At 71.2% G+C, this 15,204-nt stretch carries 12 protein-coding genes; 4 read left to right on the top strand and 8 right to left on the bottom strand.

The genetic code is table 11. From position 1 onward, the window contains the following. Window positions 1-92: 92 nt before the first annotated feature. From KAK03_RS01560 to KAK03_RS01540, 5 genes are all read right to left on the bottom strand, one after another. On the bottom strand, window positions 93-1,802 hold the full coding sequence (locus KAK03_RS01560; RefSeq protein WP_210851390.1) for a polysaccharide biosynthesis/export family protein: 1,710 nt from the start codon (window positions 1,800-1,802) through the stop codon (window positions 93-95). A 3-nt stretch (window positions 1,803-1,805) separates the two neighbouring features. Continuing rightward, window positions 1,806-2,933: a KpsE/RkpR family capsule polysaccharide export protein gene (locus KAK03_RS01555; protein ID WP_210851388.1), complete on the bottom strand. Its 1,128-nt coding sequence runs from the start codon at window positions 2,931-2,933 to the stop codon at window positions 1,806-1,808. Continuing rightward, on the bottom strand, window positions 2,933-3,613 hold the full coding sequence (locus KAK03_RS01550; RefSeq protein ID WP_210851386.1) for an ABC transporter ATP-binding protein: 681 nt from the start codon (window positions 3,611-3,613) through the stop codon (window positions 2,933-2,935). The genes KAK03_RS01555 and KAK03_RS01550 overlap by 1 nt, the downstream gene beginning before the upstream one ends. Before the next feature lie 7 nt (window positions 3,614-3,620). Further along, window positions 3,621-4,436, bottom strand: coding sequence for an ABC transporter permease (locus tag KAK03_RS01545; protein WP_210851384.1), 816 nt, complete (start codon window positions 4,434-4,436; stop codon window positions 3,621-3,623). Between the two features lie 100 nt (window positions 4,437-4,536). Then, window positions 4,537-7,161 carry a glycosyltransferase gene (locus tag KAK03_RS01540; protein WP_210851382.1) on the bottom strand — a complete coding sequence of 875 codons (2,625 nt, stop codon included), beginning with the start codon at window positions 7,159-7,161 and terminating at the stop codon, window positions 4,537-4,539. A 279-nt stretch (window positions 7,162-7,440) separates the two neighbouring features. On the opposite strand from KAK03_RS01540, the gene KAK03_RS01535 reads away from it, so the two are divergent. Next, the gene (locus KAK03_RS01535; protein ID WP_210851380.1) at window positions 7,441-8,667 is read left to right on the top strand and encodes a glycosyltransferase; all 1,227 of its coding nucleotides are present in this window, start codon (window positions 7,441-7,443) and stop codon (window positions 8,665-8,667) included. A gap of 1 nt (window position 8,668) precedes the next feature. On the opposite strand, the gene KAK03_RS01530 is transcribed toward KAK03_RS01535, so the two are convergent. From KAK03_RS01530 to KAK03_RS01520, 3 genes are read right to left on the bottom strand one after another with little or no spacing between them, the layout of a single operon-like run. Next, window positions 8,669-9,607 carry a glycosyltransferase family 29 protein gene (locus KAK03_RS01530; protein ID WP_210851378.1) on the bottom strand — a complete coding sequence of 313 codons (939 nt, stop codon included), beginning with the start codon at window positions 9,605-9,607 and terminating at the stop codon, window positions 8,669-8,671. Continuing rightward, window positions 9,604-10,707 carry a glycosyltransferase family protein gene (locus tag KAK03_RS01525; protein WP_210851376.1) on the bottom strand — a complete coding sequence of 368 codons (1,104 nt, stop codon included), beginning with the start codon at window positions 10,705-10,707 and terminating at the stop codon, window positions 9,604-9,606. Before KAK03_RS01525 ends, KAK03_RS01530 begins: the two co-directional genes overlap by 4 nt. A 3-nt stretch (window positions 10,708-10,710) precedes the next feature. Beyond that, window positions 10,711-12,237 (bottom strand): YifB family Mg chelatase-like AAA ATPase, encoded by a 1,527-nt coding sequence (locus tag KAK03_RS01520; RefSeq protein ID WP_210851374.1) that lies wholly within the window; start codon window positions 12,235-12,237, stop codon window positions 10,711-10,713. Between the two features lie 245 nt (window positions 12,238-12,482). Here KAK03_RS01520 and KAK03_RS01515 point away from each other — a divergent pair, with 245 nt between their 5' ends. The 3 genes from KAK03_RS01515 to KAK03_RS01505 are packed head-to-tail and all read left to right on the top strand — an operon-like array spanning window position 12,483 to window position 15,136. Then, window positions 12,483-13,205: a TorF family putative porin gene (locus KAK03_RS01515; protein WP_210851372.1), complete on the top strand. Its 723-nt coding sequence runs from the start codon at window positions 12,483-12,485 to the stop codon at window positions 13,203-13,205. A gap of 25 nt (window positions 13,206-13,230) precedes the next feature. Further along, entirely contained in the window at window positions 13,231-13,569 is a 339-nt protein-coding gene (locus tag KAK03_RS01510; RefSeq protein ID WP_210802639.1) for a P-II family nitrogen regulator, read from the top strand. Window positions 13,570-13,600: 31 nt separating this feature from the next. Further along, window positions 13,601-15,136, top strand: a complete 1,536-nt coding sequence (locus KAK03_RS01505) for an ammonium transporter (RefSeq protein WP_247660860.1) — start codon at window positions 13,601-13,603, stop codon at window positions 15,134-15,136. Window positions 15,137-15,204: the final 68 nt, after the last annotated feature.

Here is a 15,204-nt window from a genome sequence, read left to right as displayed (position 1 = left end):
CGGGGGAATGCGCCCCTGCCAAGGGGCTGATCCAAAGACAAAGGGCGCCGGACTCTCGTCCGGCGCCCTGGTCAGGCGGGGGGTGAGGCGGGTTACAGGCCCAGCGCCACCTTCGCCGCGATGGCGATCTGGTAGATGATCTGCGTGAGGCCGCGGGCCACCTCGACGTTCTTCGAGTCGATCTTGGGCAGGACCATGATCTCGTCGCCCGGGCCGGGCGCGCTGCCCGAGGGCGCCACGCTGCCGTTGGCGCGCAGCACCAGCACCTTGGAGGTGTCGGCCTTCTGGGTGAAGCCGCCCGCCAGGTCGACATAGTCGTTGACCGCGGCCTTCTGGCTGTAGACCAGGGCGTTGGGGAACAGCACCTCGCCGCTGACCAGCACCAGGTTCTTGGACTCGGGCACGTTGACCACGTCGCCGTCTTCCAGCAGCAGCGTGTCGGCCGATTCGCGGTCGGCCAGCACCACCTGCCCCAGCGGCTGCACGTTGCGGGCGCGCTCGACGAAGGCCAGCATCAGGTCGGCCTCGGTCTTGCGCAGCGCGGCTTCCTCGGCGGTGGTGGAGCGTGCCGTCAGGGCCGAGGTCTCGAGGTTGCGCAGCGCCACCTCCAGCGTCTGTTTCTGGCGCGCCTGCACCGACTTGCGGTAGAGCTGCAGGCCGGCCATGTTGGCCTGCGGCGAGGGGTTCAGACGGGCGATCAGGTCCTTCAGTGTGGCGCCGTTGGGCAGCACGATGGAGCGCTCGCCGCGCTGCGCGCCTTCCACCCGCACCAGCAGCGTGGTGGGGTACTTGTCGGCGGTCAGCGTGACCAGGTCACCCGACTGCACCATCACCTGGTCGGCCTTGCCGATCGCGTGGTATTCGCTCTTCAGCTCGACACCGGTGTTGCGCACCACGCTGAGGTGGGTGGCCGAGGGCTTGGGCACGGCGTAGCGCAGCAGGTCGGCGGCGGGGATGGTGTTCTGGCGGATCTCGAACAGGTAGGGGTTCTGCGCCTCGCCGGTGACGGTGACGGTGTGGCGGCGCGGCTGCACGACGATGGTGTCGCCGTCCTGCAGCTGCGGGCGCTCGATCACGCCGTCGAGCAGGAAGCGGTAGAGGTCGATCGTCGCCCGGGTGCGGCCGGCGCGCAGCACCTGCACATTGAGGTAGCTGCCGCGCTCGGGGTCGATGCCGCCGGCGCGGTCCAGGTAGGCCAGCACCGAGTCGGACGACAGGCCGGCATACAGGCCCGGCGCGCGCACGAAGCCGGTGACGAAGAGCTTGACCGGCTGGGCCGAATCCAGCGTCGCGTAGGTGCCGACATTGGAGCGGAAGACGCGCTTGACCGCTTCCTCGACCTGGCGGTTGAGGTCGGTGTTGCGCACGCCCAGCACAGCCACCGGGCCGACGTTGGGCACGAAGATGTTGCCCTGCGGGTCGACGGTCTGGTAGGCCTCGTAGACCTGCGCGCCCCACATGCGCACCATCAGCCGGTCGCCCACGGCGATCTGGTAGTCGGGGTTGAAGCCGCTGAAGGTCTGCTGGGCGAAGCGGCCGGTGAACATCTGCGAGCCGAAGACCACCGGCTTGAGGCTGGTGGCCGGATCGATGGGCAGCGGCGCCAGCGGCACGGTGGCGGTGGTGGCCGGCGTGGCCGGCGCCGGTGCGCTCGTCGGCGGCACGATGACCAGGGACGGTGCGGGGGCGGTCGGCGCCGGCGCAGACGCCGCCGCGGGCGCCTGGGCCTGCGCCAGGGGCTGACCCAGCAGGGCCAGCGAGACCAGCAGCAGCGACAGGGCGTGGTGGAGACGGTTCTTCATGGGTCAGTCCTGGTGCTCGCGGATCGTGGCCAGGGTCAGGCGCATGATCAGGTAGGCCATGATGGCCAGGGCGATCACGGTCAGCAGGTTGTAGATGCGGCGCGGATAGAGCGCTTCCTGGGGCAGCGTGGGGGGTTCGATGACGACCACCGTCTTGAGCTTGCGCGAGGCGTCCAGGCGGGCATGCTCGTAGGCGATCAGCGAGGCCTTGTGGGTCTCCTCGGCGAAGACGGCCGTGGCCAGCAGCTCCTGGAACTTGATGTTCAGGGCCGGCAGCTGGGCGCTGTCGACGCTGGCCCCGGTGGTGCGCAGGCGCTCGGACTCGAGCTGGGCGCGGGTGGCGGCCAGCTGGGCGCGCAGCGTGCGCACCTGGAAGGAGTCGTCCTGCATGATGGCCAGCGCGGCGCGCAGGTCGGCTTCCTGCTGCGCCAGCCGGGCCTGCAGGCCGGCCGTCAGGGAGCTGGCGGCGGCGGCCTGCGAGCCGGGGTCGAGCAGCTTGTAGGTGGTCTGGAAGGTGGCCACCTCCTGCTTGGCCTTCTCCAGGCGCTTGCGCGTGTCCTGCAGCTCGCCCTCGGCGAAGCGCATCTTCTCGCGCGCGATGCGGTGCGAGTACTCGTTGATGAAGGCTTCGCTCTCCTGCAGGATGCCCTGGGCCAGGGCCTGGGCGAAGCGTGGCTCGAAACCCTGCACGTCAATGGTCAGCAGGCCGGAGTAGTCGTCGCGCGTGATCTCCACCCGATTGCGGTAGAAGTCCAGGAAGGACTCCTGGGTGGTCCAGCTCCAGACGCGGTAGATCGGGTCCAGGCCGGAGTGGCTGTAGTGCTCGCGCAGCTTCAGGCGGGCGTCCAGCTTGTTCAGCAGATCCATCGACAGGATGTAGTTCTGCAGATAGAAGGTGTCGCCCAGCGAGGTGGGCGAGCCGCCGCCGCCCAGCAGCATGGACGCGGCGCCGGCCAGGCCACCGCTGCCACCGGAGGAGCCGCCGTCGCTGGTGTCCTTGACGCCGACCACGGCGTGGCTGACGTAGCGGTCGGCGGCCAGGCCGGCGTAGTAGACGGTGCCCAGCGCCGTCGGCAGCACCAGCGTCAGCAGGGCGACGACGCGCGGGTTGAGGATCTTGAGGATGTTCATCAGCGAGGTGTCGCCGCAGGCGACTTCATGTTCTGGTAGACCTTCAGGCCTTCGGCGACGTCTTCATAGAGCGTGACGGCACCGCCCTCGAGGATGACGACGACGTCACACAGGTCCTGGATGTCCTTGATGTTGTGCGACACCAGGATCAGGTTGGCCCGGCTGACGCGCTCCTTGAAGGCGGCATGGGCCTTCTTGCGGAAGATCGGGTCGCCCGCGGCCATGCCCTCGTCGACCAGGTAGTAGTCGAAGGCGAAGGCCATGCTCAGCCCGAAGCTGACCCGTCCTCGCATGCCGGAGGACAGGGTCTTGAGTGGCATGTCGAAGAAGCGGCCGATCTCGGCGAACTCCTCGACGAAGCGCACGCGCTCGCGCATCGCCTCGCCATGGGCGCCGTAGACGCGGCAGACGAAGCGCACGTTGTCACGGGCGCTGAGCGAGCCCTGGAAGCCCGAGCCGAAGCCCACCGGCCAGGAGATGCTGTTGTTGGTGCGGACCTCGCCGCTGTCGGGCGAATCCAGCCCGCCCATCATGCGCATCAGGGTCGACTTGCCGGCGCCGTTGCGCCCCATCAGGCCGATGCTGACGCCGTCCGGGAAGGTGAAATTCAGGTCGCGGAAGACGTAGTAGCGCCCCTGCGGGGTGGGGTAGTACTTGGTGAGGTTGACGAGCTCGATCATCCGACGCTCACGAGGCGATCAGCTGACGATGGCGCCAGCGGTACAGCATCAGGGCCAGCGTGGTGGTCACGATCACCCACATCATCGGGTAGTAGATGTTCGCGCCCTGCAGCGGCCGGTAGGTGGGCAGGTAGGCCAGCCGCGACATCTCGACCAGGTGCAGCAGCGGGTTGTAGAGCAGCCACTGGATGACTGCGGGCGGCAGGTCATGCAGCTGGAAGATCACGCCGGAGATGACCATCAGCGGCATCGTCAGCACCGAGGTGACCAGGTCCAGGCGCGGCGCCAGGTCCAGCAGCACCGCAAACATGATGCCCAGTGACAACCCCTGCAGCACGAACAGGATCAGCACGCCCATGAAGGCCAGGATGTCCCGGGGAATCAAGGGGCCGTAGCCCATGCGCGCCAGCAGCAGGGCGGTCATCAGGAAGATCGCAACCTCCATGGCCACGTACAGCAGGGTGCGGGCGACGAAGGCATCCATCGGCTTGACCTGCTTGAAGCCGAACAGGCCCCGGTTGGCCGCGGCCGCGTGGCTGAGCCGGCCCCACAGTGCGCGGAACATCCGGAAGCCGGTGGCGCCGGCGAGCAGGAAGATGATGAAGTCGTAGCCGTCGCGCGAGATGCGGCCGCGGATGGCGGTGTTCATCCACAGGAACATCATCAGCTCGGCGATCGGCTCGGCGAACATCCAGAACACGCCGGTCCAGTGACCGCCGAAGCGGGTCTTGAGCTCGCGCATCACCAGCGCGAAGACCACGGCCTTCTGGATCTGCCAGGGCGTGCGCCGCTTCAGGACCTGGTTGACCGCCGACAGGCTCATGCGATGGCCCCCCGGTGCAGGACGAGGCGGGCGCGGCGGGCGGCCAGGTACGGAACGACGATCACCCGCCTAGTGTAGTGGGGGCGGCTGTTGCACTGCATCATGCCCCCCCCTGCGCACGCACCGGCTCGGCGCCGCTGGCCAGCTCGGGCGCGCGCGCCGAGCCCACCAGCAGCCGCGCCAGTTCCTCGTGGCGGTCGGCCAGCGCCAGGGGCAGCACCAGGTGGTGCGGGTCGTGCTGGCGGGCGCGGTCGGCCTGGGCGCCCAGATCGAACACCGCCACCCGGCGGCCGCTGTGCAGCGCGCCGGAGAGCACGTAGCAGTAGGTCTCGGGCCAGACCGAGGGCACCAGGATCAGGTGCGGGTCGGCCTGGTGGATGCGCTCGCCCAGCTCGTTGTCGAAGTAGCGGCCCAGCAGGCGCACACCGTGGCTGCCGAGCTCGCCGTCGTTCATCGAGTAGCCCAGCAGCGACAGCTCCAGCGGCAGCTGGGCCTCGCGCGCGGCCCGGGCCAGGCCCAGCACCACGTCGAAGCCCTTGATGCGGCTGATCGCGCCGATCACCATCACCCGCACCGCCTGACCGGCCGGCACCAGCGGCGAGGCCGAGATGCGCGGCGGCGGCTCGTCCTCGTGCGGCTCGACCTCGGGCTTCAGGCCCGGCATCAGGCGCACCATGCGGCGCGCGACGTCCTCGGAGGGCACCACCAGTTGGTCGGCCACCGACAGCAGCTTGGCATGGCGGCTGCGCCAGGCCTCGATCGGGCCGGTCTGGCTGATCATCTGGTCGGCGCTCAGACAGCGGTTGCAGGTCTCGCCGTCGGCGTCGCCGCAGTAGCGGCCTTCGGCATTGATCAGGTTCACCCGCGGGCAGACGCTGTAGTAGTCGTGCACCGCCACGCGCAGTGCCAGCGAGCGGGCGGCAGCGATCTCGGTCAGGCGCTCGGCGGTTCGCGGCGCGAAGTCGATCAGATGGTGGACGTGGATCTCGTTGAGCCCGAGTTCCTCGACCGCCTCGTCGAACAGGCCGCCGGGCGCCAGCGACAGCGCCGCCAGGTTGTGCAGGCCGTACAGGCCGGGGTGGACCAGGGCCACCGCATCGGCCTGCGGCGAGGGGCGCAGCTCGAACACGCCCGATCCCTCGGCCAGCAAGCGCTGGGACTCTTCCAGCAGGTGGCGTTCGGTGCCGCCGCCGCGGCTGTGGCAGACCAGCAGCACGTTGCGCTCGCGCCGCAGGCGCTTGAGCCGCGCCAGGTCCAGGCGCGCGCGGTAGGGCAGCGCAGGGTCGGCGGCGATGTGGCGGGCGACCTGCTGGTTGTAGTCGGGGTAGAGCCGCTCCAGCGTGCGGATCGCGCGGGCAGTGCGCTGCGCGGCTTCGCCCTTGAAGCTGACCGAGCCCACATGGCGCACATAGATGTCGCAGGCGATGGCGTTGGTCCAGCCGCGCTGCAGCATGCGCTGGCACAGGTCGTTCTCTTCGCCATAGCCGCGGCCGAAGCGGCGCTCATCCAGCAGGCCGACGTCGCGCAGCGCCGCGCGGCGCAGGTACATGCAAAAGCCCACGCCGGTGGGCGCGGTGACATGGCGCAGGCGGTTGACCTCGGCGGCGAGGCGGTCGATCTCGTCGTGCGGCAGCTCCAGCGGCAGGCGGTTGTCGCCCAGGGTCTCGGGGTAGCTGCAGATCGTGGCGTTGTTCGACAGCGGTGTGATGCTGCCCAGGCGCGGGTAGGCGCGGGCGTGGGCCAGCAGGCGGTCGAGCCAGTCGTTGTAGACCTCGGTGTCGCTGTTGAGGATGACCACGTCGCGCTGCCTATGCATGCGCAGGCCCTTGTTGACGGTGCCGACAAAGCCCAGGTTGGCGCGGTTGACCTCGAGCGTGATCAGGCCGCGGCCCGCCAGCGTGCGCAGCATCGCTGACAGCTCGGGCAGCGGGCTGGCGTCGTTGACCACCACCACCTCGTGCGGCGTGCGCACCGGCGTGGTCAGCACGGTGTAGAGGCAGCGCAGGGTCTCCTGCAGACCGCCGTAGACCGGGATCAGCACGTCCACCTGCGGTTCCGCCGGCCACTGGCGCGGCTGCACGCCCTGCCACAGCTCGGGGTCGAGCATGTCGCGCTCCAGCGGGCTGTCGGTGCGGCGCACCGGCACCGGCGCCGGCACCCGGCCGGCGCGCTCCTGCGCATTGGCCTGCACATGGCGGGCGATCGCGTCGGTGGCGAACAGCGCCAGTGCATTGCCCTTGACCACCCTCAGCTCGGGCTGACTGGCCAGCAGGCGGCGGATGTCGACGCCGGGCAGCGGGTTGCGGCCCTCGCGCCAGCCCCAGCGCACGAAATGGCGCAGCGGCTCGACGCCCGACTGCGCGACGTCCGGGTTGCAACGCAGGTAGTACTCGGCGTCGAACAAGGGCGAGGGCGACAGGCCCTGGAAGCGGCCGATCAGGCCGTAGTGCAGCAGGCGGTTGATGCCCTGGCGGTCACTGCACTGGGCATCGTAGTGGCGCACATCGAGCAGCGGGCTGGGCGACAGGCCGGCGGCGTCGCCGCGCAGCACGTAGTGGCGCAGCGGCTTCATGCCGTCGAGTTCGGCGGCGTCGACCTGGGACAGGTAGAACGGCGTGTCGAACAGGCCCATGCCCCGGGTCAGCTCGGCCTCGAAGCGCACCAGCGCATTCGAGCGGCCCACCGCACGGCCGAGCGAACGCAGCAGGCGGATGCTTTGCAACATCACCCGCGCGTCCAAGGCGCGCTTGGGCACCTCGATCAACGCTCACCCCGCCAGCCGCTCAACTGATACCTCTGAAGAAATCGCCGGGCCGCCCCATGTCGTCCAGCCCCTTGTCGGGAGTGGGCGGGGCCTGGCCCGGCCCTTGGGGGGTGCTCATCATCTGCCGCGAACAGCGGCCCCGGTACCCTATGGGTCTCCCTGAGTCCGGGGAATGTAGCAAAGCGGCCTGTTTAGACTCCCCCTAAAGTGGGTGGACAGGCGCCACTATTCCTGCTTTCGATGCGGATTCTGTTCATCCACCAGAACTTTCCGGGCCAATTTCGCCACCTGGCGCCCACGCTGGCGGCGGCCGGACACGAGGTGCATGCGCTGTGCGTGCACCCCTGCGAGCCGCTGCCCGGCGTGCAGATCCACCGTTACCAGGTGAGTCGGCCTGAGGGCCTGCCGCTGCCCCACATCCTGCTGCGCGACGCCGAGACCAAGGTGCTGCGCGGCGAGGCCTGCGCCCGGGCGATGCTGGCGCTCTCGCGCGCCGGCCGGGTGCCCGACATGGTCATCGCCCACCCCGGCTGGGGCGAGGCGCTGTTCGTCAAGGACATCTTCCCGCGCGCCCGGCTGATCTGCCTGATGGAGTTCTTCTACGGCAGCGACGGCGCCGACGTGGGCTTCGACCCCGAATTCGACCGCGTGGGCATAGACGAGCGGGTCAAGCTGCGGATGCGCAACACCGCCTTGAGCGAAGCACTGTTGCAGATGGACCACGGTGTGGTGCCCACCGCCTGGCAGGCCAGCCGGATGCCGGCGGCGTTCGCGTCCAAGCTGAGCGTGGTCTTTGACGGCATTGACACCCAGGCCATCGCGCCCGACCCGCAGGCCCGCTTCCAATGGCCCGCCCTGGGGCTGGACCTGGGCCCGGGCGACCGGGTGCTGAGCTTCGTCAACCGCAACCTGGAGCCCTACCGCGGCTACCACCGCTTCATGCGCGCCCTGCCCCGGCTGCAGCGCCTGGTGCCCGACGCGCAGGTGGTGATCGTGGGTGGCGACGGCGTCAGCTACGGCGCCGCGGCGCCCGCCGGCAGCACCTGGAAGCAGCACTTCCTGGCCGAGGTGCAGGACCAGCTGGACCTGTCGCGGGTGCATTTCACCGGCCTGCTGCCGCGCGCCGCGCTGAGCCGGCTGCTGCAGGTGGCGCGCGCCCATGTCTACCTGACCTATCCCTTCGTGCTGAGCTGGAGCTGCCTGGAGGCGATGAGCGTGGGCGGCCATGTGATCGGCAGCCGGACCGCGCCGGTGCAGGACTTCATCGAGGACGGCGTGAACGGCAGCCTGGTCGACTTCTTCGACACCGAGGGTCTGGCCGACGCCGCGGCGCGCGTGCTGCTGGCCCCGCCGCAGGCCGACGCCGCGCTGCGCGCCGCCGCGCGCCGCACGGTGGTCGAGCGCTGTGACCTGCGCAGCGTCTGCCTGCCGCGGTGGCAGCAGGTGATCGCACAGGTCTGCGGCTGACTCAGCCCAGGCCCTGGGCGCGCCAGCGCGCCACCAGCGCCGCTTCGGCCGCCCAATCGTGGCGGCTGCCCGGCCGCGCGCCGGGACGCGCCAGGTGGTAGCTGCCGGGCGTGGCCAGTCCCTGGCCGATGCCCAGCGCGCGCAGGCCCTGCCAGCCCCCGCCCAGCTGCGACAGCCAGGCCAGCGCCAGCACGCCGGCGCTGGGCGGCGCCTGCAGCGCCTCGACCGCCGCGCGCCAGGCCGGCAGCGGCACCGTCAGCACCGCCACGCCAGCCGCCTGCAGCCGCTGCGCCAGTGGCCAGTGCCGCCCCTGGAAGCGCATGTCCGGCCCGCTGACCACGGCCCAGCGCAGGCCCGGCGGCAGCGGCGCGTCCTGCAGCGCCGGTGACAACACCCAGACATCGCAGCGCGTGCCGACATCGGCCGGCGCGGCCTGGCCGCCCTGCCACTGGTTGAAGCGCCAGACGGCGCCGGCACGGTCGATCTGCACGCCCAGGCCGCACCCGGCCAGCGCCGCGGCGTTGCCCACCAGACAGTGGCCCTGGGCGCAGTGAGCCAGCACCCACTGTTCGAATTGGGCCCGTTGCGCCAGGCTGGCCAGCGCGGACGGCCGGCCCAGCCATTCGGCCACGCCGGGCAGCTGCGCAGCTTGCACAAGCCAGTCTTCGGGCAAGCCATCGAGCGAGCGGGGCGCCACCTCGGCCAGCAGGCCCAGCGCCCGGCTGCGCTGCGCGGCGGACAGCTGCGCCAGGCCCTGGCGCAGCGGCACCACCCAGCGGCGGGGCAACGGACGGCCCAGGTCGCGCCGCCACTGGGCCGCCACCAACAGCCCGGCGGCCGAGCCCAGCGGCTGGGCGTGGGCAGCAGCCAGCAGGCGCCGGTCGTAATGGCCCTGGCGCCGGCGCCAGGCGGCCAGCCAGCGTTGCAGCCAGGCCGTCACCGCCCCACCCCCAGCGCGCTGACCACGAAGCGGCGCCAGTCGGCGGCGATGCGCTGGCCGTCGGCCTGCGCCAGTACACGCTCGCGCAGGCCGCTCGACGCGGCGGCCAGGCGCGCGGGATCGGCCATCAGCGCCTGCAGCGCGTCGGCCCAGTCCTGCGGCCGCTCGACCGTGACCAGGCCGGGACCGGCAAAGCGCCGTGCATCGGGCAGCGGCGAGGCCAGCACCGGCACGTTCCACCAGCCTGCCTCGATCAGCTTGAGCGCCGACTTGCAGCGGTTGAAGCGCGTGGGCTGCAGCGGCAGCAGGGCCAGCGCCACCTGGCGCAGCGCGTCGGTGTAGCCGTTGTCGAAGGGCAGGCGCGGCAGTCGGCGCAGGCGCGCGGGGTCCACGTCCACCGCGAAGTCGCCGCGGCCCACCAGTTGCAGCCGCCAGCCGGGCTGGCCGCGCAGCGCCTGGGCCAGGCCGGGGGCGGCTTCAGCCAGGTCGCGGTCGTGGCTGTGGGTACCGCTGAAGTAGCCGATCGCCGGCCCCGCCGGGTCGGCCGGCCAGGGCGTGGCCGGCAGGCCGCGCCAGGCCGGCGGCACGGCGTTGGGGACGCAGGCCACCGGGCGCGCCAGGCCGTCGCGGGCGAGCACGGTGTGCAGCTCCTCGGCCAGCGCCTGGGTGGCCACGGTGAAACCGTCCACCTGGGCCAGCACCGCGCGGTGGGCCTGGTAGCGGCGCGCCATCTCGGCCTCGGGCAGGCGGCGGTTGAGCACCGCGGGGCTCTCGGGTGCCAGCGCGGGCTCGAACACCAGGTCGTCAAAGTCGGCCAGCACCGGCACGCCGGCGCGGCGCCACGCGGCCAGGCGCCGACGCAGCCAGAAGCCGTCGGCCGGGCGGTGCAGCAGCACCAGGTCGGGTCGCCAGGGCAGCGGCGCCAGGCCGTGTCCCAGGTGCACCCGGTGGCCGCGCGCCTGCAGCGCCTGCGCCAGGTGGGCCATGCGGTAGCGCCAGGAGCCGTCGTCCACGGTGCGGGCGCGCTCGCCCCCCACCGCCAGGAAGGCCAGCGACCAGGGTCGGGCAGGCGCAGGGCGGGCGGCGGGGGTAGGCGTCACCCCTCAAGTATCGGGCAGGGCCCGGCGGTACTGGATGGCCTCGGCCACCGCGGGCACGTCGATCTGGGCCTGGTCGGCCAGGTCGGCGATGGTGCGCGCCACGCGCAGCACCCGGTGCAGGCCGCGGCCCGACCAGCCCAGGCGGCTGGCGGCCGATTCCAGCAGCGTGCGCGCCGCCGGCACCAGCGGCGCGTGGGCCTGCAGGCGCGGACCGGCCAGCCAGGCGTTGGGCAGCTCGCCCTGGCGCGCCTGGGCGCGGGCCGCGGCGGCGGCCACGCGCTGGGCCACGGTGGCGCTGGGCTCGCCAGGCGTGGCGGCCAGCAGCTCGGCCGGGGTCAGTGCGGGCACCTCGACCTGCATGTCGATGCGGTCCAGCAGCGGGCCCGACAGCCGGCGCTGGTAGCGCGCCACGGCCTCGGGCGTGCAGCGGCAGGCCATCGGGCCGCCATCGGGCGTGCCCAGCCAGCCGCAGGGGCAGGGGTTCATCGCCGCGACCAGCTGGAAGCGCGCCGGAAAGCGCGCCTGGCGCGCCGCCCGCGAGATGGTGATGTGGCCGTTCTCCAGCGGCTCGCGCAGCGCTTCGAGCGCGCTGCGCGGGAATTCAGGCAGCTCGTCCAGGAACAGCACGCCGCCATGGGCCAGCGAGATCTCACCCGGCCGCGGCGGGCTGCCGCCGCCCACCAGCGCCACCGCGCTGGCCGAGTGGTGCGGCGCGCGCCAGGGCCGCTGGCGCCAGCCGGCGGCGTCGAAGCCACTGGCCGCCAGGCCTTGCAGCGCGGCGCTGTCCAGCGCCTCGGCGCGGGTCATCGGCGGCAGCAGCCCGGGCAGGCGCTGCGCGAGCATCGACTTGCCGGTGCCGGGCGGCCCCACCAGCAGCAGGCTGTGGCCGCCAGCGGCCGCGATCTCCAGCGCCCGCCGTGCCGCCGCCTGGCCGCGCACCTCGGCCAGGTCGGGGGCGGCGGCCGGCGGCGCGGGCGCGCGCGGCTGGGCCGCCGGCAAGGCCTCGGCCGCCTGGGGCAGCAGCGCCGCCACCACTTCCGACAGGTGGCGCGCGGCGCGCACGTCCAGGCCGTCGACCAGCGCCGCCTCGGCCGCGCTGTCGGCCGGCAGCACCAGGGTGCGGCCCTCGCCGTCGCGCTGCGCCGCCAGGGCCAGCGCCAGTGCGCCGCGCACCGGGCGCAGCTCGCCCGCCAGCGACAGCTCACCCGCCAGCTCCAGCCGCGCCAGCCGGGCCTCGTCCAGCAGCCCCTGGGCGGCCAGCAGGCCGATGGCGATCGGCAGGTCGAAGCGGCCCGACTCCTTGGGCAGGTCGGCTGGCGCCAGGTTGACGGTGACGCGGCGGTTGTGCGGGAAGTCATAGCCGCACTGCTGCAGCGCGGCGCGCACGCGCTCGCGCGCCTCTTTGACCTCGGTATCGGCCAGGCCGACCAGCGTGAAGCTGGGCAGGCCGTTGGCCAGGTGCACCTCGACCCGCACTTCGGGCGCGCGCAAGCCGTCCAGCGCGCGGCTGACCACCACTGCCAATGACATTCCAGGACCTCCCCTGGGGACCTGACGGCCCCGTGCGCCCCATCGATGGGCAAAGCCGGTACATCGCCGGCGGATGCGCCCCATTGTGCCGCGTCGCCGCGCTGGACTGAAGCCCCGCGCACCAAGACGGTGCACCAATCCAGGGCATGACCGCGCCACACCCCTGGGAGGCTCATGGCACGGAAGCTGCAGAAAGACCGCCGATCGCACGGATCTTTCCATCCCACACCTGGAGTCACTCCCACATGAACAAGTCGCTCATCGCCCTCGCCGCCAGCCTGCTGCTGACCGCCCTGCCCACCGTCAGCCAGGCCGAGGAAGCCAGCCCGCTGTCGTTCAACGTCAGCCTGACCAGCGATTACCGCTACCGCGGCATCTCGCAGACCCGCGTGAAGCCCGCGCTGCAAGGCGGCATGGACTTCGCCGGCCCCAACGGCCTGTACCTGGGCACCTGGGCCTCGACCATCAAGTGGGTCAAGGACGGTGGTGGCGACGCCAACGTCGAGATCGACGTCTACGGCGGCTGGAAGGGCGAGGTCTCCAAGGACCTGACCCTGGATGTCGGCGTGCTGACCTATGTCTACCCGAGCAACAAGCTCAGCCCCAGCGCCAACACCACTGAAATCTACGGCGCGCTGAGCTACGGCCCGGCCACGCTGAAGTACTCGCACAGCGTGACCAACCTGTTCGGCTTCCCCGACAGCAAGAACAGCGGCTACCTGGACCTGAGCGCCTCGTTCGACCTGGGCGACGGCCTGATGCTGGCCCCGCACGTGGGCTACCAGAAGGTCTCGCACCTGAGCGCCGCCAGCTACACCGACTACTCGCTGACCCTGAGCAAGACCTTCGGCATCTGGACGCCGTCGATCGCCGTGGTGGGCACCGACACCGACGTCTACGTCTCGCCGGTCAACAACAAGGACCTGGGCAAGGCTGGTCTGGTCCTGGCCATCAAGGCCGCCTTCTGATCCCGCAGTCTGAAAGGACCCCGCCATGAAGATGGTCACCGCGATTGTCAAGCCCTTCAAGCTCGACGAAGTCCGCGAAGCCCTGAGCGCCATCGGCGTGCAAGGCATCACCGTCACTGAAGTCAAGGGCTTCGGCCGCCAGAAGGGCCACACCGAGCTCTACCGCGGCGCCGAGTACGTCGTCGACTTCCTGCCCAAGGTCAAGATCGAGGCGGCCATCGACGACGCCCTGGTCGACCGCGTCATCGAAGCGATCGAAGGCTCCGCCCGCACCGGCAAGATCGGCGACGGCAAGATCTTCGTTTCGCCGCTGGAACAGGTCGTTCGCATCCGCACCGGCGAGACCGGCAAGGACGCGCTCTGACACCGCAAGACCCACCAGAGACACGCACATCATGAAGAAGTTGATTGCCTCCCTCGCCCTGGGCCTCGCGGCCTGGGGCTTCGCGGGCGCCGTCCTGGCCCAGGACGCTGCCTCCGCGCCCGCCGCCGCCGCCTCCGTGGCAGCGGCGGTGGCCGACGCCGCTTCCGCGGCGGCTCCGGCCGCTGACGCCGCCTCGGCCCCTGCGGAAGCCGCCTCGGCCGCCGCGGCCCCCGTCATCAACAAGGGCGACACCGCCTGGATGATGGTCTCCACCCTGCTGGTCATCCTGATGACCGTGCCCGGCCTGGCGCTGTTCTACGGCGGCCTGGTGCGCAGCAAGAACATGCTGTCGGTGCTGATGCAGGTGCTGGTGACCTTCTCGCTGATCGTCGTGCTGTGGGCCATCTACGGCTACAGCCTGGCCTTCACCGAGGGCAACGCCTTCTTCGGCGGCTTCGACCGGCTGTTCATGAAGGGCATCTGGGACAACGTGGGCGGCACCTTCGCGCCGGCGGCCACGTTCAGCAAGGGCGTCTACATCCCCGAGATCGTCTTTGCCGCCTTCCAGGCCACCTTCGCGGGCATCACCTGCGCGCTGATCGTCGGTGCCTTCGCCGAACGCGCCAAGTTCTCGGCCGTGCTGCTGTTCATGGTGATCTGGTTCACCTTCAGCTACGCCCCGATCGCCCACATGGTCTGGTACTGGATGGGCCCGGACGCCTACACCGGCGCTGAAGTGGTCGACGCGATGAACGCCAAGGCGGGCTTCGTGTGGCAGATGGGCGCGCTGGACTTCGCCGGCGGCACCGTGGTGCACATCAACGCCGCCGTGGCAGGCCTGGTGGGCGCCTACATGATCGGCAAGCGCGTGGGCTACGGCAAGGAATCGATGGCGCCTCACAGCCTGACGCTGACCATGGTCGGTGCCTCGCTGCTGTGGGTGGGCTGGTTCGGCTTCAACGCCGGCTCCGCCCTGGAAGCCAACGGTTTCGCCGCCCTGGCCTTCATCAACACCTTCGTCGCCACGGCGGCTGCGGTGCTGGGCTGGAGCGTGGGTGAAGCGCTGCACAAGGGCAAGGCCTCGATGCTGGGTGCCGCCTCCGGTGCGGTGGCTGGCCTGGTGGCCATCACCCCGGCCGCCGGCAACGTCGGCATCGGCGGTGCGCTGGTGATCGGTGCGGTCTCGGGCTTCGCCGGCCTGTGGGGCGTGTCGGGCCTGAAGAAGATGCTGGGCGCCGACGACTCGCTGGACGTGTTCGGCGTGCACGGTGTCTGCGGCATCCTGGGTGCGCTGCTGACCGGCGTGTTCAACTCGCCCAACCTGGGCGGCCCGAGCGCCGTCGGCGACTGGGTCACCGCGGGCATGATCGCCCCGGACGCCTACAGCATCGCCAGCCAGGTCTGGGTGCAGGCCAAGGCCGTGGCGATCACGGTGGTCTGGTCGGGCGTGGTGTCGCTGATCGCCTACAAGGTGGTCGACATGGTGATCGGCCTGCGCGTGACCGAGGAAGAGGAACGCGAGGGTCTGGACATCACGACCCACGGCGAAACCGCCTACAACAAGTGAGTTGAGCGGGTCGGGGCGGCACCTGCGGGTGCGCCCCACCCCCCTAAAAGTTCGGAGCGAGTTCGGGG

This window comes from Ideonella alba (genome assembly GCF_018069845.1).
Classification (GTDB): domain Bacteria; phylum Pseudomonadota; class Gammaproteobacteria; order Burkholderiales; family Burkholderiaceae_C; genus Ideonella; species Ideonella alba.
This window is presented reverse-complemented; position numbering and strand designations above follow the sequence as displayed.

Bases quoted from the DNA above. Each gene is read 5' to 3' on its own strand.
- KAK03_RS01560 (WP_210851390.1), bottom strand. From the start codon at position 1,802: ATGAAGAACCGTCTCCACCACGCCCTGTCGCTGCTGCTGGTCTCGCTG.
- KAK03_RS01555 (WP_210851388.1), bottom strand. From the start codon at position 2,933: ATGAACATCCTCAAGATCCTCAACCCGCGCGTCGTCGCCCTGCTGACG.
- KAK03_RS01550 (WP_210851386.1), bottom strand. From the start codon at position 3,613: ATGATCGAGCTCGTCAACCTCACCAAGTACTACCCCACCCCGCAGGGG.
- KAK03_RS01545 (WP_210851384.1), bottom strand. From the start codon at position 4,436: ATGAGCCTGTCGGCGGTCAACCAGGTCCTGAAGCGGCGCACGCCCTGG.
- KAK03_RS01540 (WP_210851382.1), bottom strand. From the start codon at position 7,161: ATGTTGCAAAGCATCCGCCTGCTGCGTTCGCTCGGCCGTGCGGTGGGC.
- KAK03_RS01535 (WP_210851380.1), top strand. From the start codon at position 7,441: ATGCGGATTCTGTTCATCCACCAGAACTTTCCGGGCCAATTTCGCCAC.
- KAK03_RS01520 (WP_210851374.1), bottom strand. From the start codon at position 12,237: ATGTCATTGGCAGTGGTGGTCAGCCGCGCGCTGGACGGCTTGCGCGCG.
- KAK03_RS01515 (WP_210851372.1), top strand. From the start codon at position 12,483: ATGAACAAGTCGCTCATCGCCCTCGCCGCCAGCCTGCTGCTGACCGCC.
- KAK03_RS01510 (WP_210802639.1), top strand. From the start codon at position 13,231: ATGAAGATGGTCACCGCGATTGTCAAGCCCTTCAAGCTCGACGAAGTC.
- KAK03_RS01505 (WP_247660860.1), top strand. From the start codon at position 13,601: ATGAAGAAGTTGATTGCCTCCCTCGCCCTGGGCCTCGCGGCCTGGGGC.